Genomic DNA, 22612 nt, shown 5'->3' on the forward strand with positions numbered 1-22612 from the left:
CTCAGAGCGATCCCACGTGACTTCACAGCGATGCCGGTGCCCCGTACCCTGAACCGAGGCGCCACAATCCCGCACCCGGGACTCGCCTCTCAGCCGGAACGACCTCCATCGGTCCGGTCCCGAACGCCGCCGCGCCCCGACGCCCGCACTCCACCCACCCGATCCGGAGCCGACTCGTGCCGACGGCCTTCATCACCGGAATCACCGGCCAGGACGGCCAGTATCTGGCTGAGTTCCTGCACGGCGAGGGCTACCGGGTCGTCGGGCTCATCACCGGCCAGCGCAATCCGCGCTCTGAGGCGATGGCTGCCGACCTGCCCTATGTCGAGCTCGTGCCCGGCGACCTCGCCGACCTCGGGTCCCTCATCGCCGCGCTCGAGTACACCCAGCCCGACGAGGTCTACAACCTTGGCGCGATCAGTTTCGTGGCGCTGTCGTTCAAGCAGCCCGAGTTGACCGCCAACATCTCCGGTCTGGGCGTGCTTCGACTGCTTGAGGCAATCCGCCTTGTGGGCGGGGTGGAGAATCCGATCCGCTTCTACCAGGCCTCTTCGAGCGAGATGTTCGGCAAGGTGCGCGAGACCCCTCAGAACGAGCTGACTCCATTGCACCCGCGTAGTCCATATGGCTCAGCCAAAGTGTTCGGCCATAACACCACCGTCAACTACCGCGAGAGCTACGGGCTGTACGCCTGCAGCGGCATCCTGTTCAACCACGAGTCGCCGCGACGCGGCCTCGAGTTCGTGACCCGCAAGGTCACCAACGCCGTTGCGCGCATCAAGCTGGGCCTGCAGGACGAAGTAGCGCTCGGAAACCTCGACGCCAAGCGCGACTGGGGTTTCGCCGGCGACTACGTGCGGGCGATGCACCTCATGCTGGCGCAGCCCGAGCCCGACGACTACGTGATTGCGACCGGGCACACCCACGCTGTGCGCGACTTCGTCCAGCTTGCATTTGCCGCAGCGGGCATCGACGACTGGGAGCGCCACATTCGGATCGACCCCCGGTTCTTTCGCCCAGCTGAGGTCGACCTGCTGGTGGGCGACGCATCCAAGGCCAAACGGGTCTTGGGATGGGAACCTCGGATGACATTCGACGAATTGGTGACAACGATGGTCTCCCACGACCTCGAGATCGAGCGGCGCAAGCTGCAGTGATGGACTCGATGCCGACGCGTGCCATACGGGCGATCGTCGCCGCGGCAGTGCTGGCCGCCACGCTGGCAGTAGCGGCACCTAGTGCGGGTGCTCAGCAGAACGAATACCGACTGGCGCCCGACGTGATCATCGTGGAGGGCCGCGGCTTCGGCCACGGCAATGGTCTGAGCCAATGGGGAGCGCTCGGCTATGCGCTGGACTACGGCTGGACCAGCGAACGCATCCTTGGCCACTACTACAGCAATACCTCGCAAATCGACATCGCAGAACGGGACATTTGGGTCCACCTGACGCGCAACCGTGGCGACCTGCTCGTCACCTCCGAATCTGCGTTCAGCATTGCCGGTCGCGACTTCGGCGGCGGGGCCGTCGTTCGAGTCGGCGTCAGCGGTGGCGACTTCTGGGTCCGCTCGAACAGCGGTTGCGGAGCGAGGGGCAACCTCGTCGCCGATGGGCTGACAGCATCGAGCCGTCGCGGAGATCGTTTTGTGGAGGTGCTGCCCAGCAACGATGACTTCGGTGTCGACGACCAGTCTCAGATGCTCGTGATGATCTATTGCGACGACACCGATTCAGCAGTGGAATCGATGCGTGTCGCGTACCGCGGCTCGCTCGCAGTGGTCGATCAAAACGGTCCAGTTGCCGTCAACCGAGTTCCGCTAGAGCAGTACTTGCGCGGCGTGGTGCCGCGCGAGAGCATCCCCGAGTGGGGTGCAGCAGGCGACGGACGCGGCATAGCGGCGTTGGAAGCCCAGGCCGTCGCGGCCCGGTCCTATGTGCTGTCGCTCGCTGCTGCACGTGAACGCCGCGGCATGTTCACCGACACTTGCGACTACTGGAATTGTCAGGTCTATGCAGGTGCCGCCAAGAGCGGGCAGGGCCTTGACCATGGCACCCGCTACATCCACACCAACACGGCCATCATCAATACCGCCGGGCGAGTTCTCGTTCACTCCGACGGCCGGATTGCGTTCGCCGAGTTCCATTCTTCCAGTGGCGGCTGGACCGCCGGAATCGACGAGGGATCCCACTTCCCGGGTGTTGAGGATCTCGGCGATGCCACGCAAGGCAACCCGAATCACGCATGGGAAAGTGGGATCCGTCGCTCGGACATCGAGACCAAGTTCCCGGACATCGGCCAGCTGATCTGCATCGAGGTGACGCACCGGAACGGGAACGGTGCCTGGGGGGGTCGGACGCGCGGGCTCCGTCTCGTCGGGACGAACGGCGTCGAGGACTTCGAGGACTACAGGGGTGTTACCGACGGGCGATGGGGCCGATGGGCCCGCGATCCGTTTCGGCGGGCGTTCTCGCTGAGGTCGGACTGGTACCGCTTCTCGCAGTTCGATCCGAGCTTCACGTGCGAGCCGGGGTCGGGCGATACACCCGTAGAAGCGAGCGGTCCAGGCTTGTGGGTGTTGAAATCAGACGGGACGGTCCTCGCCGACGGCGCCGCTGAGCACTTCGGCAATGGCACGTCTTCGTCGACTCGCTTCGTCGCGATGGCTGGGCAACCCGGCGGCGAGGGCTATTGGTTGGCCACATCCGATGGCGACGTTCACCGATTCGGGGACGCTGGCGATCACGGTGATGCGATGGGTGTCAACCTTGCGGAGCCTGTCGTGGCAATGGCTGCACACCCTGGGGGCGCCGGTTACTGGCTCGCGACCGGCGACGGCACGGTGTTCGCATTTGGTGCCGCCGGACACTGGGGTGGCGTCGCTCACTTGCGTTTGGCGTCGTCAGTGGTGGACATCGAAGCCGCACCGACGGGTGACGGCTACTGGCTGGCACTCGCCGACGGTCGAGTGCTGGCGTTTGGCGATGCGTATGACGGCGGCTGCGGTGCGCCACTCAGCGCCGACGGGGTTGCGGTCGGCTTAGCCGTCAAGCCTGATGGCGAGGGCTACTGGCTCGCCGGGGCTGATACCGCGGTGCATGCGGTCGGGTCGGCCGAGCACCACGATGACCGGGCGGACCGGCAGAACCGTCTGCGGACGGTCGCCATCGCCGGCACTGCTACTGGTGACGGCTACTGGTTGGTATGGAGTGACGGAACCAGTTTCAACTACGGAGATGCGCCGGACTACCGCACCTCTCGGGCGGGTTCCGGCGTCGTTGCTGCCGAATCGGTGCGGTAAGCAACTGTGCGAAACGTGACATCGCCATGACTTCGCCCGTCTCCACCGGACTGTCGTCCGAGGGCGCCGTGGGTCCGGCAGTCCTGGCACCTCCACCGGCGGTAGCAGCCATCGTCACGATGGGATCGCGATGGTCCGACACCGAGGCCACCTTGCGCGCATTGGCTGCGCAGGACTATCCGCGGCTCGCCGTGCTGGTGCTGTGCGATGCGGAGGGCGCACAGGGCCGCCGTGTTCAGGAAGCGTTCCCAACCGCCGCTGTCGCAAATCGAGTGTCGTCACGACGGAATCGCAGCCGCGGCCCGCACCGCCAGCGCACGGGAGCAGTCAACAATCGGGGCGCGTCGCTGGTGCGCGGAGCGGACTATCTCCTGTTCTTGTCCGATCGCGTCGCGCTGGCAGCCGACGCCATCAGCACCCTGATTGAAGACGCCGAGAATGCCCCAGGCAGAATCGTCGGCATCGCCGGCCCCAAGCTGCTGGACGCCGACGACGCCGTGACGCTGCGCGATCTGGGCGGCACAGCAGACCGTCTCGGCGTTCGAATTCCCGTCGCCGGCGAAGGCGAGCTGGATCAACAGCAGCATGACGAGGCCCGCGATCTGTTCGTGGCGCCAACCGAAGCCCTCCTGGTGCGTGAGGACTACTTCCGTATCGTCGGCGGGTTCGATCCTGCTCTCGAAGGCGACGGCGCCGTCGTCGACTTGTGCTGGCGGATTCAGCTGTCCGGTGCTCGCGTCCGTGTCGTACCGGCCGCAACCGGGCTGCTGGGGCCCGGACCCGCACGCGTTGCGCACGGTCCCTCGGTGCGCCAGCACGACCACCGTGCTCGGCTTCGCACCCTGTTCAAGTGCTACGGGTGGGTGCACCTGCTGCCGGCTGCGGCGCTCGCAGCCTTGCTCGCAGCGGGTGAGGTGCTGTTTTCGGCGCTGCGCGGGAGGTTCGCTCAGGCCGCCGATGTGACACTGGCCTGGGTGTGGAACGTGCGCCATGTGGGAGGCACATTCGCGCTGCGAGGTGCCGCCAAGCGTTACCGGCGGGTACGCGACGCCGATCTGCGTCGATTGCAGCAGGGCGGTTCAGTGCGAGTCGCCGACTGGCTCCGATACCGCCTGAGTCCCGAAGGAGGTCTGGCTGCACGAACCACCATCGACGAGAGCATCTTGGGCACATGGCGACGTAACGCCCACCGATCGGTGTGGGTGGTCTGGCTGCTCGTGCTCGGCTCCATTGTCTTCGGCTCCCGCCACCTGCTGCGGGGAGGCATCCCCGCATACGGTCAGTTCTCAGCGTTCGCCGACGCCGGCACGATGCTCGGGGCGTATCTCGACGGTTGGCGCGACAGCGGTGTCGGTGCCGCGGGCATCGGCCATCCGGCAATGGGCCTGCTGGGCCTCGGCGGGACCGTCGCGCTGGGTGCCACAGGACTGTTGAGAGGTATCGCCGTCTGGGGCCTGGTCCTGGCCGGCCTTGTCGGCATCTGGAGACTGTGCGCGTCCTCACCGAGCCGCAATGGCAGGTTGGTCGCACTGGTGCTGTACGCCGCCTGCCCGCTGCCGTACAACGCGTTCGCCGGCGGTCGCTGGGACGTGTTGCTGGCCTACGGGACTGCACCGGTAGTTGTGTTGCTCGTGAGCCGGCTGATCGGCGCGTCCCCCGCTCGGGGCCCCCGCGACGGAAGCCGGCGCGGCACCTCGGCCAGGGTGGCATCGCTTGGGTTGCTCCTCGCCGTGGCAGCGGCCTTCGAGCCGTTCATCGTCGTGCTGGCCCTGGCTGCGGCGTTGGCCCTCGCCGTTGTGGAGTTGATGAGGCGAACGGCGAGCCGCGAGCCGATCGGTACACCGCTTGCCGGATTGCTGCAGGTTGTCGGCGCAGTGGCGCTCGCTTTCGTTGCGCACCTTCCCTGGCTGATCGAGTTCGGCTCATTGCAGGCCTACTTCGATGCCTCACTCGGCAATCGCACGGCCTCGACGCCATCATCGCTGCCTGAGCTGCTGCGATTCCAGACCGGTCCGCTCGGCGAGTTGCCGCTCAACTGGGGGCTGGTGGCTGCTGCAGCTGTGCCCCTCCTGGTCGCACGCGGCGCTCGGTTGTGGTGGGCGGTGCGCGGCTGGCTGGTAGGGCTCGCCGGCTTCGCCCTTGCATGGGCCATCGTCGCAGGATGGGCCGACGTCCTGGTGGGCGAGACGTTGTTGGGACACTCGCTGGCGGAGGTGTCGCTGGCGCTGGGGGCCGTGGGTCTGTGTTGGGCGGCGACGTCGGGACCGGCGGCGCTCGCAGCCGACGACGGCGACACGCCGCCCCGGATTCGCAGTGCGATGGTCTTGCTGTGCGGCATCGCTGTCGGGGCCATGGTGCTCCCTACGGTGTGGGCATCGGTCGACGGCAATTGGTCAGCTCCGGGTTTCGACCACCGAGTGCCGTTGGGACTGGTCGACGACCGGGATGTCGGACCCGACTACCGAGTCCTTTGGATCGGCGCTCCAGAGGTCTTGCCGTTGCGTGGCACCGATCTCGGCGTGGAGGGACTTGCGGCGGGAACTTCGGTGCGGGGGTACCCCGACGTGAGGCACTCGTGGGCGACTCCGCAGGCACCCGGCACCGAGCGCTTGCTTGAAGCTGTTCGGATCGGGCTGGCGGGCGACACGCTGCGGTTGGGGAGGCTGCTGGGGTCGTTCGGCATCAGGTACGTGGTGGTGGTGGAGCGCTCAGGCCCGTCGTACTCCGATGGTTGGGACCGACCGGTGTCATCGGCTATCTCTGAGGCACTCGCCTCCCAGATCGATCTGCGTCCCCTGGCGGCGGATCCATCGGTGCAGGTGTTCCGCAACGAGGCGTGGTGGTCCTCGCGTTCGCAGTTCGAACAGCCGATCCCGGCCAGCTTCGCCACTGATCCGGTCGACCTCGTGGTGAGCGATTTGAGCGACGGCATCGGGGTGCTCACCGACTACCGGTCGGCCACGAGCCAATTCGGGTCTGTGGGCGCCGGACCTGTACTGGTGGCTGAGTCCTACGACCCGGGCTGGTATCTCCAGATCGGGGACACACGGACGGAGCCGACTCCGGCGCTGGGTTGGGCGATGCGGTTCGATCCTCCCCACGCTGGGCAGGCTGAGCTGAGCTATGAGCGTTCGGCTGCCGTCTCTAACCGGACGGCGGCTCAAGCGCTGATCTGGTTGGCGATGGTCTGGGTTGCGATCGGCCAACCCACGCCGCTCGCCGATCGCGTGACTGCCTCCTTGAAGCGGTTGGTACGACGATGAGGATCATCCGCTGGCTGCCGCGGCTGGTGATCCCGCTGCTGATCGCCGCGGCCTTGGTGATCGACGCGCGCATCGATCAGGACCCGCCGACGGCCGCGGTCGACGGGCGTGAGGCGCTGACGCGAGTCGTGGTACCGCCACCTGACGCATTGACGTCGAGCTGGTTCTGCCCGGTCGTCGGCATGAGGGACCCGGTTCGGGGATTCGGCGAGACAACCACAGAGGTGCTGCTCACGAACATGACCGGTGCAACGGCATCGGTGTCAGTCGAGCTGCGCGGCCGTACGACGGGCCGCCAATTCGTGATGGCTGAAGTTGCACCGCAGAGCACCGGAGTCGTGAACACCTCCGACTATGCGCGTGACGAGGTCATCGGGGCGCTGGTGGAGGCCTCCTCGGGCGGTCTGGCAGTGACGCGGAGATTCGTGTCGCCGCACGGGGTGGACGAGGCTCGCTGTTCAAGCGTGCTGGCCCCGAACTGGTACATCCCGGTCGGAGACACCCAGGCCGATGCGCTGGGACTGCTCGCAATCATGAATCCACTGCCGCGGGACGCAATCGTCGACGTCACATTTGCCTCGGAGGCGGAATTCGGACCGTTCGTCGCACCAGCGCTGACCGGGATGGTGGTACCCGCGTGGAGCACGGTTGTCGTCGATGTCGGCGAACATGCACGTCGCAGGGATGTAGTGGCTGCATCGGTGCGGGCCCGCACAGGTCGCGTCGCGGTCGATTCCTTCGTGGCCTACGACGGGAGCATCGGCCGGCGTGGATTTGCTGCGGAGCTGGCTTCGGTGAACCTCGGCGGACGCTGGCTCGTGCCGGTGGCCGGTATCGACGATGGAACACACCTGTGGGTACGGGTCTTCAATCCCTCCGATGAGGTCGCGGAAGTCGCCGCATCGGTGGTGGCTGAGGGCTTAGCGGGTGACCGTGTGGCCTTCGCGGTGGCATCGCACGATGTCACGGAGTTGACGATCTCCGCGCCTGGCGAACTGGCACCTGGACTCGACACGCTCCTCGCCCCGCCCGGCCTCCCATTCGGAGTCTCCGTTGTCTCGCAGAACGATGTTCCTATCGTCGTGTGGGCGGAGACGCTGGTCGGCACTGCAGCGAGCCCGCTGACCGACATCGCGCTTGCCTCAGATCGTGTCGACGCTGCCGCCGAGTCTGTCTCCGAGCTTTCCGGCGGCGAGTCTTCGACGGTGGTCGCCCAGACCGACGAATCGGCTTCGGCCGGCACGCAGACCGGCGACCCTGAATCTGACGATGCTGACGCAGAGGCCGTGGTCGAGATCCGCCCGCCCGTGCTGAGGGCGCAGTCGGGTTTGGCATTCGTGCCCGGCATCGTCCAGACGAGCGATCGATGGCTGGTCGTCGTCGGGCCCGAACCCGGCGCTGAGGCGTTTCTGACGATCATGGTCGATCCGCTGGCCACTGCCGCCCAAAGCGCTGACCCCGACGCTGATCCAGCAGTCGAAGGGGGCAGCGACCGCCGGGTCGTGGTCGGAACGCTGAACCGTGAGACGGTCGCCGTCATCGACGTGCCAGCATCGGGTGTGGTCACGCACCGGCTCGGCAGCGGCACGACCCGCCTCCTGGCGTCCGACACGCCGTTCGCAGTGTTGCTGTGGCAATCACGGATCGGCAGCGTCGGCTTGAGCGTGGCCCATCCGCTGAGGTGGTGAAGCGCTGATGGAGCGTCTCGCCATTGCTGCGGTGTTGGTCGTCGTCGCGCTCGCGGTGGCCTATCTGGCCCAGCGCCGCCGAGGCGCAGCGGCCACATCAGTGACGAGATCGGAATTGCCCGCGGCCGTAGATCTCACGGCGGTGGGCATCACCTCCGGCCCGGCACTGGTGGTCTTTACCGAGGAGACATGCCGCACCTGTGCAGCAGCGCTGGCTGTCATCCGGGGACCCGCCGGCGCTGGGCTGCCGGTCGCCGAAGTGCCATTCGGGGCTGAACGGGAGCTGCATCGCCAGCACGGCATCGACACCGTGCCCACGACGGTGGTCACCGACGCTGACGGTCAGGTCATCGACGGCTGGGTCGGCCGTGTTGATCTGTCTGGGCTGACCGCGGCGCTCGCACAGGTTGTGCGCCGCTCCGATCCCCCGCAGGGCTCGTCAGCGGGCTAGTCGGCCACCTGCGGCGGGGGAGCAGCTTGCTCGATGAGGGGAATCGTCGGCGCGTCCTGCGCATCGTCTGTCACGAGGGGGTCGTCCGTGTCGGACCCCTCGGGGGCGTCGAGTTGCCCATTGCCAGCCGCGGCGGTCTCGTCGGGATCCCGATCGGCAACGAGCGCCACGATCTGTTTGCCCGTGATGGTCTCGTGTTCGAGCAGGGCGGCGGCGATCCGGTTCAGCGCCGGGCGGTTCTCGACGAGCGCGCGGCGAGCCCGATCTTGCTGGGTCCGCAGGATCCGCTCGACTTCCTCGTCGATGACCCGGGCGGTCTCGTCGGAGTAGTCGCGCCCCGAGACGAGATCCTCGCCGAGGAACACTTGCGCGTGCGATCCCCAGGCCATCGGTCCCACCCGGTCGCTCATGCCCCACTCCGAGACCATCTTGCGAGCCAACTCTGTGCCTTGAACCAGGTCGTTGGCCGCTCCAGTCGAGGTCACGCCGAAGACGGTTTCCTCGGCCATGCGTCCGCCGAAGAGCACTGCCAGCCGGTCCTCGATGTAGTTCTGGCTGTAAGCGTGGCGCTCCTCGGGCAGCTGCATGGTGACGCCGAGCGCCTGTCCGGTCGGCAGGATCGTCACCTTGTGGACGGGGTCGGCATGCGGGAACAGCGTGGCAATGAGCGCGTGCCCGCCTTCGTGATAGGCGGTGACTTCCCGCTCGTGCTCCGTCAGCGCCACCGACTCGCGACGTTGGCCCATCAGCACCCGGTCCCGCGCCGCTTCAAAATCTAGCTGGGCAATCGTTTCCGATTCCCGCCGGACCGCGTGCAGGGCAGCCTCGTTGACCAAGTTGGCCAGGTCGGCGCCGCTCATGCCGGGAGTGCCCTTCGCCAGGGTGTCGAACTGTACGTCGTCGTCGGTCTTCTTGTCCTTGGAATGCACCGCCAAGATGGCCAGCCGTTCGGAGTACTCCGGCAGTGGCACCACGACTTGGCGGTCGAACCGACCCGGCCGCAGCAGCGCGGGATCCAGGATGTCGGGCCGGTTGGTTGCGGCCATCATCACGATGCCGCCGCTCTCTTCGAAGCCGTCCATTTCGGCCAGCATCTGGTTGAGCGTCTGCTCACGCTCGTCGTGTCCGCCGCCAAGCCCGGCGCCTCGCTTGCGGCCGATCGAGTCGATCTCGTCGATGAAGATGATCGCCCGCCCGAGCTTGCGGGCGTTCTGGAACAGGTCGCGCACGCGGCTGGCACCGACGCCCACGAACATCTCCATGAAGTCCGAGCCGGTGACCGACAGGAACGGCACACCGGCTTCTCCGGCCACAGCGCGGGCAATGAGCGTCTTGCCGGTGCCTGGCGGGCCCACCAGCAGCACGCCCTTGGGAACCTTGGCACCGATGGCGGTGAAGCGTTCGGGCGCGCTCAGGAAGTCGACCACCTCGGTGATCTCCTGCTTGACGCCCTCATAGCCGGCGACGTCGTCGAACTTCGTCGACGGACGTTCCGTGGTGTAGGTCTTGGCCTTGCTGCGGCCGATCGACATGATCCCCGACATCTGCCCCTGTGCACGCCGCTGCATCCACCAAAAGAGCAGGAAGATCAGGCCGAATGGCAGCAGGAACGGCAGCAGGCTGACGAGGAGGTTGGGCCTGTCGGTGTGGAACTCGATGGCGACGCCACGTTCTCTCAGCAAGGCGAGATCGGTTTCGGGGAGTTCGACAGGCCCCTCGGAGGAGAACGTGGTGCCGTTGACGAACTCGCCGGTGATCTCGCCGGTGCCGTTGGTGACGGTGACACTGTTGACGTTCCCCTCGGACACCTCAGCGATGAGAGCGCTGTAGTCGATGGGCTCGCTGTCGTCGTTCCCCAGGATGCCCGGCAGGAACATCACCGAAAGCAGCACGATGGCGAGCAGCCAGATCGACCAGCGGGGCCAGCGTTCGCTACGCCGGCGAACGCCGGATCCTGATGAAGACGGGCTTTCGGGGCGGGAGCGCTCGTTCGAGTCGTCGTCGGCCGGCGCGTCGGAGGGCTCGCTGGCGCGCGGCTTGCGCGCGCGGGAGTGCCGCTCGCCCGAGGGAACCTCAGAAGCCATGGGTTCATGTTATGGCGGCGCTCCGGCTACCAGTAGCCGCGCGGCACCACCGGACCCACAGCGCTGACGATGGTCGCAGGCCAGACCACTAACCTGCGCGGGTGGCCGCACTGACCATGCGCCCCTCGCGCGCAGGGGCGGTGCTGCCGGCGTGGATCGAAGCGGCAGTGGTCCTGGCGAGCTGCACGGCCGTTGTTGTGTGGCTTGACCCTGGCGGGGTCCTGTCGGTGGCGACGCCCACCGGTGGGGACATGGGCGCTCACGTCTGGGGCCCGGCGTTCCTGCGCGATGAGCTCCTGCCAGCGGGTTCGCTGCGCGGCTGGACACCGGAGTGGTACGCGGGCATGCCGGCCATGCAGTTCTACATGGTGCTGCCGTACCTGATGATCGTGGCAGCAGATGTGGTGTTGCCCTTCGGCGTGGCGTTCAAGCTCATTGCGATCAGCGGTGTCGTCTCGATGCCTGCCGCCGCATGGCTGATGGGATTGCTGGCGGGCTGGGCACGTCCGCTGCGGGTACTGGCTGCGGTAGCCCTGTTGCTGTTCGTCTTCGACGTGAACTTCACGATTTATGGCGGGAACGCCGCGTCGACGCTGGCGGGGGAATTCGCGTTCTCGATCGCATTGTCGGCGACGCTTGTCTACCTGGGCATGCTCTGGCGCTCGCTCGAGCGGGGTACCGGGCGCGCACGGGCAAGCGTGGCCCTGGCGTTCGTGGCTCTGTGCCACCCCATCCCGCTGGCGTTCGCCGTCACGGCAAGCATCTTGATGGTCGCAGTGCGCAGCCTGCATGCGCTGCCCGATCGCATCGGCCGAGTTCGGGCAATGGGCTCGTCGATCGCTGCGATCGTGTTGTGGGCCGCTGTGTGGAATCTCACCGACGCTGCGCTGCCTCGGCTGGCCGTACCGGCTGCGGCCGTCATGGTGCTGGTAGTGCTCGAATGGCGGCGGGCGACCCATGCACTCGCCATCGGCGTCATCGGCGGGCTCCTGTCGGCGTTTTGGACGGTGCCGTTCGCGGCCCGCCGGACGTTCTTGAATGACATGGGCTGGGAGCGACTCACCTCCGTACGAGAGCACCTGTTCTTTGCAGACGAGATCAGCGGCGACGGAGCCCATCACAACATCACCTGGCTGCTCGTGCTCGCAGGCATCGGCGCTGCGGTCGGTTTGGCGCGCTGGTACCGCCCAGCGTTGATGTGGACGGCCATCGCCATCACGATGGCCCTCGCATTTGTCCATTGGCCTCAGCACCGGCTGTGGAACGCGCGCATCCTGCCCTTCTGGTACTTGGCGTTGTACCTGCTGGCAGCGATAGGCCTCTGGCTCGTCATCGAAGGGCTGACTCGCAGGGACTCGGACCATCCCCACCCCGGCGGCGAGCAGCTGGTCCCGGCGGCGCGCTGGGTGCGCATGCTGGTGCCGGTCGCCGCATTGGTGGCGGCGGTGTGCCTGCTGGCACTGCGCTTCGGCGACGCTCCGGGCGGCAGGCTCGATGCCAGCGGGGCCTACCGCTGGGGTCCGCTCACGGTGTCTGCAGAGGACCGCAATTTCGTCTCGGGCTGGGCGCGCTGGAACTTCCGCGGCTACGAGGGGCGACCGTCGTACCCCGAGTACTACGAGTTCATCACCGCGATGAGCGATGTCGGCGATCGGCGCGGCTGCGGGCGTCTGCTGTGGGAGTACGACCGCGAGATCGTGGGTGCATACGGCACGCCGATGGCCCCGATGCTGCTGCCGCACTGGACCGACGGCTGCATCGCGTCGATGGAGGGTCTCTATTTCGAATCGTCACCGACGGTGCCGTTCCATTTCCTCATGCAGTCGGAGATGTCGGCCTCACCATCGCGTCCGATGCGCGGCCTTCCCTACAACGCCCTGGACTTCGCGCTGGGAGTTCCGCACCTGCAGATGTCGGGCATTCGGTACTACGCATCGTTCAGCTCCGAGGCGACCGCAGCGGCAAATCAATCCGCTGGCTTGCAGCACATCACTTCGGCAGGCCCATGGTCGATCTACCTCGTCGCAGACAGCGACGTGGTATCTCCGCTGTCCTTCGAGCCTGCAGTTGCCACCGATGTGTCCCAAGCCGGGCGAGCCTGGACCGACCCGGCCGCGATCTGGTGGAACGACCCAGAGGCGTGGGATGTGCCGATCGCGGCACAAGGGCCGGAGCATTGGTCCCGGGTGGCGCTGCTGCCGCCGCCCGACGGCGACGGCGGTGCGCCGGGTTCTCTGGCGAGGTTCAGCGCAGCACCGCGGCGCGCGCTGCCGCCGGTGCAGGTCAGCGACATCGACACTGGGCGGGACTGGCTGTCGTTCTCGGTGGACCAGCCCGGTGTTCCAGTGCTGGTGAAGGTGTCCTACTTTCCGAACTGGTCCGCACGCGGCGCCGACGGGCCCTACCGCGTGACGCCCAACTGGATGGTGGTGATTCCCACCGACGAGCACGTTGAGCTCACCTATGGCGCCACGGCCGTCGAATACCTCGCCTGGCTGGCAACAGTGCTCGGGGCGATCGCGCTGGCGGTCGTCGCAGTGCGGCCCCCGGTACGGTTCGACCGCCGCCGCTCGCTTGGATCGCGTCACCGGGATCCGTGGATGCCCCCGCTGGACGAGCCGAAGCCCGCTGGCAGCGGGACCGAACCCAGCGTTACGGCTGTACCAATTGCCGGCGAGATCGCTGAAATCCTCGACGAAGCACCCGAGGTGTCTGTCGTGCTGCCGGCCTACCAAGCTGCACACCTCGTCGGAGCGGCGGTGACGGAGATCAGCGCTGCCTTCCTGCGCAACGAAGCCCTGGACGGTCGACTCGAGATCGTGGTGGTGGACGACGGCTCGACCGACGGCACAGCGGAGGCGGCCCGGCGAGCCGGTGCCGATGTGGTGGTGTCGTCGGAGGCGAACCGCGGAAAGGGCGCAGCCGTGCGCATGGGAATGCTCGCTGCGAGCGGGCGACTGCGTCTGTTCACCGATGTGGACTTGGCCTACCCGCCTGGCCAGCTCAGTTTCCTCATCGATGCGCTTGAGGGAGGTGCTGACGTGGCGCTCGGCAACCGCCGCCACGCCGAGGCACGCACCATCAGTCCGGCACCGCCCATGAGGGCACTCGCGAGCCGGATGTTCAATGTCTTCACTCGCTTGGTGCTGTTGCGCCGCTACCGAGACACGCAGTGCGGCTTCAAGGGCTTTACGGCGACCGCAGCACGGCAGATCTTCAGCCGCTCCGTCATCGACGGGTTCGCTTTCGACGTGGAAGTGCTGTATCTCGTCGAACACTTCGAACTGACGGCCACTGAGGTGCCTGTAGTCGTGGATCACTCAGCCGACACGACGGTCCGGCTGACCTCTCAATCGCTGAGGGTGATCGCCGACATCTGGCGCATCCGCCACCGGGCAGCGGCCGGCGCGTATGGCGCGTATGGCGCGTTGGGGGCTTACACGCTCCCGGCTGAAACGCCGGCGTGAGGTGGTTAGGCCCCGGCGTCGCGTAGCGCTGGTGCTGGTTCGCCGGCCGGACTCTTCGGGTGCGCCCTGCGCTCGTTGCTGGCGACGACGGCCATGAGCGGCGCCGGCCGTGCTTGGCCGGGTGTCAGACCCTTCTTGGGCGTCGGGTGGTGTCGTGATCGGGAGCGCGGGGCGGCAACACCGCTCGGTCGCTGCTGGCTGAACAGACCGGCTTCATCAACAAGCACCCGGTCTTCGTAGTCATCGAACCACAAGGCCTCTGGGTTGCGACCGACGATCGTGACTTTGCCCCGGTCGGGAGCGTGAGCTGGGTTGCGCAACACCTTGAAGATCACGACGCCGTCTTCGGCGCCCCGCAGACCGGCGATCGGGCCGCCGGTCACTGCGGAGACCTCTGTCTTGCCCTTGTAGTGCACGATCGTGAGCCGGGCGTGAGACTCCACCCCGGACAATCCGCGTTGGGATTCGTTGAGGAGCGCCCACGCCGTCTCGATGGGCACGTTGAAAGCCTTGTAGGCGACGATGTTGCGTCCGCAGAAGAAATAGTGGTTCTCGACTCCGACACTCTTGAGCGTTCGTTGCAGGGTTCGCAGTGCACTCGCATCGTTGTTGACGCCCGCGATGATCGGCGTCTGATTCTCCACGCTGATCCAGCCGCGTCCTACGAGCTCATCGACCGCACGCCGTGTGTTGGGACGCCATTGCAAGAAGCCCTTGTCGTCACTGATGTACTGCCCGTCGGAGTCCTTCATCAAGAACTCGTCGGGGTGGTTGAAGTGGATCATGAATCGCATCGAGACATCGGGGTAGACGTCGTGGAAGCGATCGATCATCGAGAAGAAGGCCTCGTCGAAACGATCCGGATAGAACGCCAGCTCCTTGGTTCCGATCCGGATGACCTCGGTGCCTGCTTCCGCCAAGGCTGTAAACCACGCTGCCAGCTTGGAATTCGGCAGCACCATGGGGTCGCCGCCTGACAGGAGGATCTCGCGCAATTTGGGCCGACCGGTCTCCGGATGCGTCCCTCCGTTTGCTGCGACAGCGGCATTGTGTGCCCGGATGTAGTCGGTGATTTCGCCCACATGTGCAAGGCCCTTCTTCTTGACCGTGCCGTCAGAGCGCTCAATCTCTTTACGCCCAATCAATTCCTCGCGATAGCAGAATCTGCAATGTGCTGAGCACGTCGAAATAACATACAGCAAGCCCATTTCATACTTATGCAACAGACCTTCGATAGGGCTGTAATCAAGTTGATTAGCGGGGTCAGGATCACCTTCAAGATCCGCAGTCTCGTCCGCGGATGCCTTGACGAGTTTTTTCAGTGCGGAACTGGACTTCGCCATTTCGAAGTAGTGCCGGGTAATTTTGACCGGCATTCGTGTTTCAACATCGCGTTCAGTGTCGCGTAATTGGCGTAAATCATCGAGTTCTTGTGCCGTGTAGAAATTTTGGAAATCTTCAGGCGCAGAGCCACTCATAAAGGGGTCAAGACCATTGACAATCTGACGGTCGTACCTAGGATTCTCGACCTTGTCAAGTACCAATTGTTCACGATTTGTTGCCTGGTATTTACTCTTCATCATCGCCTCGTCCGCTTGCTTCAGACAGGTTCGCATCCCACTCTCTGCTCCCACCCTAGGTAGGTGGGCGTGCAAATTGCAAGGGGGTTGCAGAAAACGGCCGCGCGCCGCTGCGCGGAAATGTGCTGTTCGAAGGGGGAGAAAGCCACGTCAACTCAGGTCTGCATCCCCACAGAAACCGGCAGATTCGGAGGCCTCGCAACGGTCGTAGAGAGCACTTCGGGACGCGCCGCTTAGGCTCTGCAAGCGATATGGCGGGACGCATTGATCCGGTGCCAGCCGATGTCTTGGCGGGCATCGTCAAGGCATATGACATACGTGGCATTTGTCCCGACGAGCTGGGTCCGTCGGCAGCGCGTGGCATCGGCTACGCCTTCGCTGAGTGGTCGGGTGCGACGCAGCTTGTCCTGGGGCGGGACATGCGTCCGAGCGGTGTCTCGTTGGCCGATGCGTTCGCCAGCGGTGCCCAGGCAGCCGGGGTCGACGTCATCGACATCGGGCTGGCTTCGACGGATCTGCTCTATTTCGCTTCGGGCCACCTGGACCTGCCAGGAGCAATGCTGACGGCATCGCACAATCCGGCCGCCTACAACGGCATCAAGCTGTGCGGACCCGGCGCTGCACCGGTAGGTGCCAACAGCGGTCTCGCCGACATTGCTCAGCGGGCAGCACAGGGTGCTACGTCGACTGCCGGCGGGGGCTGGCGCCACTCGCGTGACCTGCTCGACACGTTCGCAATCCATGTCCGATCGTTCGTCGACGTCGAGTCGCTTGCCCCCTTGCGAGTGGTGGCGGACACGGCCAACGGCATGGGGGGCCACGTGCTGCCGGCGGTCTTCGGGCCGCTGCCGTTCGAGTGGGAGCTGATGTACGGCGAGCTCGACGGCACCTTTCCCAACCACCCGGCCGACCCGATCCGGCCCGAGAACCTCGTCGATCTCAGCAAGCGCGTGCTGGAGGTTGGGGCCGATGTCGGCCTCGCGTTCGATGGCGATGCGGACCGGGTCTTTCTCACCGACGAACGCGGCGGCGCGGTGAGCGGATCGCTGCTCACCGCTCTGGTCGCGCAAGCCATGCTGCGCCGCTGCGGTCCGGGGCCGATTCTCTACAACCTGATCTGCTCCCGCGCCGTGCCCGAGGCGATCGCTGAAGCGGGCGGCCAGCCACTGCGCACCCGGGTGGGTCACAGCTTCATCAAGGCAGAAATGGCGCGCACTGGGGCCGCCTTCGGTGGTGAGCACAGCGGCCACTACTACTTCGCCGACAACTACCGTGCCGACTCCGGTCTGATCGCTGCGCTGGTCGCGCTCGAACAGCTGAGCACCGCAGCAGTGCCGTTGTCGGAGCTGCTTGCGCCCTTGGACCGGTATGCGTCCTCAGGCGAGATCAACACTCGTGTTGCCGATATTGACGAAGTGCTTCGCCGGGTATCGGCGCGCTTCACCAGATACTCCCAGGACCACCTCGATGGTCTCACCGTCGACGCAGGCGACTGGTGGTTCAACTTGCGGCCGTCCAATACCGAGCCGTTGCTCCGGCTGAATCTCGAAGCGCCCGACGCCGAAGCTGTCGCAGAACGAGTGAGCGAAATCAGGGCGCTGCTGGCATGATCGCCACGTGGATCCGCAACCGACGTCGGACGGCTGGCTCCGGCCGCGTCCAAGAGGTACACATGGGACTTGATCCGGCCTTGTCAGAAATCCTGGCATGCCCGCAGGACAAGGGACCGCTCTACTTCGTGGCGGAGCAGGATCTGCTCTACAACCCGCGCTTGGGGCGGACCTACTCCATCGACAACGGCATTCCCGTGTTGCTGATCAACGAGGGTTCCGACGCAGATCCGGCCACCGCCGCAGCGCTGGGCGCTCGCATCACGAGCGGTGAACTCAGTCCGACATTTGAACAGTGACCCACGACGCACACTGGTCAGCTTCCGGCGCCAGGAGGCTCTTGCCATGAGTCAGTCAGCAGGGTCTCAGTCGACGGGGCATGACCGAACCGGCATCGACTCGATGGGGATGGCGGCCGCCACCGAGAAATTGCCGGCGCAGCTCGAAGCAGCGCTAGCCGCGGCCGAGGAGGTGGTGGGCCCAGCAGGGGGCGACCCGATCACCAATGTCGTCGCCATGGGCATGGGAGGTTCGGGGGTCGCCGGGGACATCACCTCGGCGCTCGCGGCGCCGCAGATGCGTGTGCCGGTGACCGTTGTCAAGAGGTACGAGTGTCCTGCGTTCGTCGGTCCACAGACGCTGGCGATAGCGCTCTCATTCAGCGGCAACACTGAAGAGACCCTCGAAGCGGCCACGGCCGCGCGTGACGCCGGCGCCTCAATTGTCGCAGTCACCTCAGGCGGCCAGCTGGCCGAGCTGGCCCGCCACTGGGGTGCGCCGCTCTATGAAGTAGACAGCAGCATCCCGATGCCGAGAGCGGCGGTCGGCGCCATTTCGGTCGCGCCCCTCGTGGCGCTCGAACGTGCTGGTCTGCTGTCGGGTGTCGCCGGCTGGGTCGGCGCGACCGTTGCTCAGCTGCGTGCGCGCCAGGACAGCACCGGCGCTGAGGTCGATTCGCTTGACGAGCTCATCAGCGCGATCGGCAACGGCGAGATGCTGCCGGTCTTCTACGGCGGCGGCGCGCTGGGGGACGTCGCCGCGGGCCGAGCCAAGGCCCAGATCAACGAGAACGTCAAGATCCCGGCGTATGCCAGCGCGATGCCCGATCTGTGCCACAACGAGTTGGCCGGATGGGACCAGGCAGGTCGTCTCATTGATGGCTCGCCTCTGGCGGTGATCGCGCTGCGGCACGATTTCGAACACCCTCAGATCCGGCGCCGCTACGACTTCACCCGCCGCGTGCTGGACGGCGCCCGCGTCGCTGTGCCCTACGCAGAGTTGCGCGCCGGCGGCGATGGCGCCATGGCGCAGCTGTTCGACCTCATCTACCAAGTCGATGTCCTGAGCCTGCGGATCGCCGCAGCAGCCCGGCGCGACCCCGGCCCTATCCCGCTGCTCACTGAACTCAAGACCTACCTTGCATCCAGCGGCATCTGAAGGGCAATGTCGCTTCGTACGAATCTGCGTCGTCGGTGCAGACACTGCAGAAGGACTGTTGATGCTCAATCTTGAACGTGATCTCAATTGGGTCGTCTATGGAGACAATGCCGAGGTGCTGCCAAAGTTGCCAGACGCCTCATTTCCGCTCATCTACGTAGATCCTCCCTTCAATAGCGGCCGCGAGCAGCGACGCACATCGATCTCGGTCGTGCGCGACGAGACCGGGGACCGCACCGGGTTTGGCGGTCGTCGCTACGCATCGGTGAACAGAGCTTCGACTTCATTCGCCGACAGCTTTGACGACTACCTGGTGTTTATCTCCGAGCGTGTCGAACAAGCTCACCGTCTGCTGACGCCGGAAGGAACGATCTACTTCCACATCGACTATCGAGAGGCTCACTATTGCAAGATCTTGTTCGACGAGATCTTCGGCCGCGAGTGTTTCCTCAACGAGATCATCTGGGCCTATGACTACGGAGGTCGCTCCAAGCGTCGCTGGGCGGCCAAGCATGACACCATCCTCGTGTACGTACGCGATCCGGAGACCTATTTCTTCGATCAGGACGCAATCGAGCGCATCCCGTACATGGCGCCCGGCTTGGTGACGAAGGAGAAGGCAGCACGCGGCAAGTTGCCGACGGACGTTTGGTGGCACACGATCGTTCCCACAAACAGCAGTGAGCGCACGGGCTATGCGACTCAGAAGCCAGAAGGCATCCTGCGCCGCGTGCTGTCAGCTTCATCGCGCCCTGGCGAACGCGTACTTGATTTTTTTGCGGGTTCAGGCACGACGGGCGCGGTCGCGCAGCAACTTGGGCGCCGTTTCGTGCTCATCGACGACAACCCTGAGGCAATCGAAGTCATGCGGCGTCGCTTGCATGGCAGCGGCACCGAGTGGATCGACGAAGCGGGTAATCCGATCACGTCGGGAGCGGATGATGACATCTCAGCCGGGACGCTGTTCTAAGTCTCTAACTCGGAATTGGAATTCGATGAGCACGGAGTGTCGATAATGAGTCTCGATGATGCGCTATCTCGGCGGTTCGCGGAGATAGCTGAGGAAATCCACGGCCTGTATCGAAGCGCAGACGATGAGTGGTCGGCCAGCCCCTTCGGTTGGATCCGAACCAAGAAGTCCAGGACTGTCGGCGCCATCGGAGAGAAGCTCGTCGCGGCCTGGTGTGAGGACCTCGGCCTGGATGTGGTGCGCTCAGGCGACAGCGAGGCCGACCGGCTGGTTGAGGGTCGACGGTTCGAAATCAAGTTCTCCACCCGTTGGCAGAACGGCGAGTATCGCTTCCAGCAGATCCGAGATCAGAACTATGAGTTCCTCTTCGCATTGGGCCTGTCTCCCCACGGCATTCACGGATGGGTGATCCCCAAGACGGTGCTTCGTGAGCACGTAATTGGGCGTATGGGTCAACACACCGGAAGGGGCGCGGCGGAAACAGATTGGCTGCCAGTCGTCCCGGGAGAGGAGCCGCCATGGCTACGTGCCTGTGGTGGCTCGCTCGAAGATGTCACCGTCCTTCTGCGCAATCTGCGCCGAACGCAATGACGCCAATCGATGACTTCGAGGTTGCTGATCTCAGCCTCGCGGCAGCGGGCCGACTGCAGATCGAACTGGCAGAGACCGAGATGCCCGGCCTTATGGCCCTGCGCGCCCAGCACTTCGATGCGCAGCCCCTGCTGGGGGCCCGCATCACCGGCTCGCTGCACATGACCGTGCAGACCGCCGTGCTCATCGAAACCCTGGTTGACCTCGGTGCACAGGTGCGCTGGGCGTCCTGCAACATCTTCTCGACCCAGGACGAGGCCGCGGCGGCCGTCGTTGTCGGGCGAGGCGGGACGCCGGACGAGCCACGAGGCGTGCCGGTCTTCGCATGGAAGGGCGAGAGGCTGCCCGAGTATTGGCACTGCAACTACCGCGCGCTGCATTGGCCGGACGGGCCCGGGCCCACATTGATCGTCGACGATGGCGGCGATGCCACCTTGATGGTCCACCTCGGCGCTCGCTATGAGGGCGACGGCGGCGTGCCCGACCTCGCGGTCGACGGCCCGGATGCAGCGTCGCCCGACGAGGCGGCCGTGCACGATTTGCTCGCCGAGTTCCAGCAGACGCAGCCGGGCCTGTGGACCGAGATTGCGGCAGGAATCCGCGGGGTCTCTGAGGAGACGACGACCGGCGTGAACCGGCTCTACGACATGGCAGCGCGGGGAGAGCTGACCTTCCCTGCCTACAGCGTCAACGACTCGGTGACGAAGTCCAAGTTCGACAACCTCTACGGCTGCCGCCACTCCCTGATCGACGGCATCAACCGGGCCACCGACGTGATGCTGGGTGGGAAGGTGGCGTTCGTGGCGGGCTACGGCGATGTGGGCAAAGGGTGCGCGCAGGCGCTGCGGGGCCAAGGCTGCCGGGTCATCGTCTCGGAGATCGATCCGATCAACGCGTTGCAGGCCGCCATGGAGGGCTTCGAAGTTGACCGCCTCGAGAATGTGCTGGACATTGCTGGCATCTACGTCACTGCCACCGGCAACCGCGACATCATTTCCGCCGAGCACATGTCGCGCATGAAGCACCAGGCCGTCGTCGCCAACATCGGGCATTTCGACAACGAGATCGACATGGCGGGCCTGGCTGCGATGTCCGATGTCCAGCGACGTTCGATCAAGCCGCAGGTCGACGAATTCGTGTTCCCGGGCGGGAATTCGGTAGTCGTGCTGGCCGAAGGCCGTCTGGTGAACCTCGGCTGTGCGACCGGACATCCGAGCTTTGTGATGTCGATGAGCTTCACCAATCAGGTGCTCGCTCAGCTCGAACTGCACGCACACGCAGAAGAGCTCGAAGCGGACGTCCACGTGCTGCCCAAGCACCTCGACGAGGAGGTGGCGCGCCTGCACCTCGACAAGCTCGGGGCCAAGCTCACCCGCCTGACCTCAGAGCAGGCCTCCTACCTCGGCCTCGACCCTGAGGGCCCCTACAAGGCAGACCGCTACCGCTACTGACGCCCAAATTCGCTTCAGCACCGGGCGGCCGCGCACCTACGGTCCGCGTCATGCTGTTCGAAGTGCGCTGTCCTGGCTGCCACACATTGGGATGGTGCCCGTGCGCTGAGTGCATCGGGGCACTGAGCGATCCCGAACCGGCGTCGGTACCAGGTGCTGAATCGGTCGCCCTGCTCTTCTCGCACGATGGCGTCGGTCGCGAGTTCATCCATGCGCTCAAGTACCGGGGCGAGCGAGCCATCGCACGATGGCTCGGAGAATCGCTCGCCCTCGCACACCTCGCAGCGCCGTCACAGGGGTCGATCAACACAGCGGCGGCTCTGGCGGCGCGCATCGACATAGCTCCGGCTCTGGCGGCGCGCATCGACACAGTCACCTGGGCGCCGACGACGGCAGCTCACCGCCGCTCGCGCGGCTTTGACCAGGCTGAGACGCTGGCGAGAACAACCGCCAAGGCGTTGCGTGTGCGCCCGGCGCGGTTGTTGCGGCGGATCGGCACGAGAGCACAGTCGGGCGCCAGCAGGACCGAACGTCTCCACGGTCCCCGTTTCAATGCACGCGTTCGTGTCGCGGGGCGCCGGATTCTGCTTGTCGATGACGTGCTCACCACCGGGGCGACGCTGCGCGCCGCGACCGCTGCGTTGTTGGATGCGCGCGCAGCCTCCGTGCACGTGGCAGCGTGTGCTCGGCGGGGTCACGACGGTGCCGCGTCTGTTGCCTAA

15 protein-coding genes are annotated in these 22612 nt (G+C 65.6%); 13 read left to right on the plus strand and 2 right to left on the minus strand.

Translation table 11 applies throughout. The features are described from left to right. Positions 1 to 176 precede the first annotated feature (176 nt). From ACPXYO_RS07400 to ACPXYO_RS07420, 5 genes are read left to right on the plus strand one after another with little or no spacing between them, the layout of a single operon-like run. A complete protein-coding gene (locus tag ACPXYO_RS07400) occupies positions 177 to 1157 on the plus strand; it encodes a GDP-mannose 4,6-dehydratase (RefSeq protein ID WP_423918337.1) in 981 nt (326 codons plus the stop codon). Next, positions 1157 to 3298: a SpoIID/LytB domain-containing protein gene (locus tag ACPXYO_RS07405; RefSeq protein WP_423918340.1), complete on the plus strand. Its 2142-nt coding sequence runs from the start codon at positions 1157 to 1159 to the stop codon at positions 3296 to 3298. Before ACPXYO_RS07400 ends, ACPXYO_RS07405 begins: the two co-directional genes overlap by 1 nt. 26 nt (positions 3299 to 3324) lie before the next feature. Further along, positions 3325 to 6561, plus strand: a complete 3237-nt coding sequence (locus ACPXYO_RS07410; RefSeq protein WP_423918343.1) for a hypothetical protein — start codon at positions 3325 to 3327, stop codon at positions 6559 to 6561. Beyond that, positions 6558 to 8249, plus strand: coding sequence for a hypothetical protein (locus ACPXYO_RS07415; RefSeq protein ID WP_423918346.1), 1692 nt, complete (start codon positions 6558 to 6560; stop codon positions 8247 to 8249). The genes ACPXYO_RS07410 and ACPXYO_RS07415 overlap by 4 nt, the downstream gene beginning before the upstream one ends. A 7-nt stretch (positions 8250 to 8256) precedes the next feature. Then, positions 8257 to 8700 carry a thioredoxin family protein gene (locus ACPXYO_RS07420; RefSeq protein WP_423918349.1) on the plus strand — a complete coding sequence of 148 codons (444 nt, stop codon included), beginning with the start codon at positions 8257 to 8259 and terminating at the stop codon, positions 8698 to 8700. Here the strand turns inward: ACPXYO_RS07420 and ftsH are convergent. Continuing rightward, positions 8697 to 10784, minus strand: a complete 2088-nt coding sequence (gene ftsH / locus ACPXYO_RS07425) for an ATP-dependent zinc metalloprotease FtsH (RefSeq protein ID WP_423918352.1) — start codon at positions 10782 to 10784, stop codon at positions 8697 to 8699. The genes ACPXYO_RS07420 and ftsH overlap by 4 nt on opposite strands. Before the next feature lie 101 nt (positions 10785 to 10885). Here ftsH and ACPXYO_RS07430 point away from each other — a divergent pair, with 101 nt between their 5' ends. Beyond that, entirely contained in the window at positions 10886 to 14251 is a 3366-nt protein-coding gene (locus ACPXYO_RS07430) for a glycosyltransferase (protein WP_423918354.1), read from the plus strand. A 5-nt stretch (positions 14252 to 14256) separates the two neighbouring features. Here the strand turns inward: ACPXYO_RS07430 and ACPXYO_RS07435 are convergent, their stop codons facing one another. Continuing rightward, the gene (locus ACPXYO_RS07435; RefSeq protein ID WP_423918357.1) at positions 14257 to 15867 is read right to left on the minus strand and encodes a KamA family radical SAM protein; all 1611 of its coding nucleotides are present in this window, start codon (positions 15865 to 15867) and stop codon (positions 14257 to 14259) included. Between the two features lie 215 nt (positions 15868 to 16082). Here ACPXYO_RS07435 and manB point away from each other — a divergent pair, with 215 nt between their 5' ends. The 7 genes from manB to ACPXYO_RS07470 all read left to right on the plus strand — a co-directional run bounded on the left by manB (position 16083) and on the right by ACPXYO_RS07470 (position 22612). Beyond that, positions 16083 to 17441 carry a phosphomannomutase/phosphoglucomutase gene (gene manB, locus ACPXYO_RS07440; RefSeq protein ID WP_423918360.1) on the plus strand — a complete coding sequence of 453 codons (1359 nt, stop codon included), beginning with the start codon at positions 16083 to 16085 and terminating at the stop codon, positions 17439 to 17441. 62 nt (positions 17442 to 17503) lie between these two features. Next, positions 17504 to 17740 carry a Trm112 family protein gene (locus ACPXYO_RS07445; protein WP_423918363.1) on the plus strand — a complete coding sequence of 79 codons (237 nt, stop codon included), beginning with the start codon at positions 17504 to 17506 and terminating at the stop codon, positions 17738 to 17740. Between the two features lie 46 nt (positions 17741 to 17786). After that, positions 17787 to 18878, plus strand: coding sequence for an SIS domain-containing protein (locus ACPXYO_RS07450; RefSeq protein WP_423918366.1), 1092 nt, complete (start codon positions 17787 to 17789; stop codon positions 18876 to 18878). A 61-nt stretch (positions 18879 to 18939) separates the two neighbouring features. Continuing rightward, the gene (locus ACPXYO_RS07455) at positions 18940 to 19848 is read left to right on the plus strand and encodes a DNA-methyltransferase (protein ID WP_423918369.1); all 909 of its coding nucleotides are present in this window, start codon (positions 18940 to 18942) and stop codon (positions 19846 to 19848) included. Positions 19849 to 19893: 45 nt separating this feature from the next. After that, positions 19894 to 20439 carry a hypothetical protein gene (locus tag ACPXYO_RS07460; protein ID WP_423918371.1) on the plus strand — a complete coding sequence of 182 codons (546 nt, stop codon included), beginning with the start codon at positions 19894 to 19896 and terminating at the stop codon, positions 20437 to 20439. Next, positions 20436 to 21890: an adenosylhomocysteinase gene (gene ahcY / locus ACPXYO_RS07465; RefSeq protein WP_423918374.1), complete on the plus strand. Its 1455-nt coding sequence runs from the start codon at positions 20436 to 20438 to the stop codon at positions 21888 to 21890. The genes ACPXYO_RS07460 and ahcY overlap by 4 nt, the downstream gene beginning before the upstream one ends. Positions 21891 to 21940: 50 nt before the next feature. Then, the gene (locus ACPXYO_RS07470; protein WP_423918376.1) at positions 21941 to 22612 is read left to right on the plus strand and encodes a ComF family protein; all 672 of its coding nucleotides are present in this window, start codon (positions 21941 to 21943) and stop codon (positions 22610 to 22612) included.

The sequence above is a fragment of the Candidatus Poriferisodalis sp. genome (assembly GCF_965237655.1).
Lineage (GTDB): Bacteria > Actinomycetota > Acidimicrobiia > Acidimicrobiales > Poriferisodalaceae > Poriferisodalis.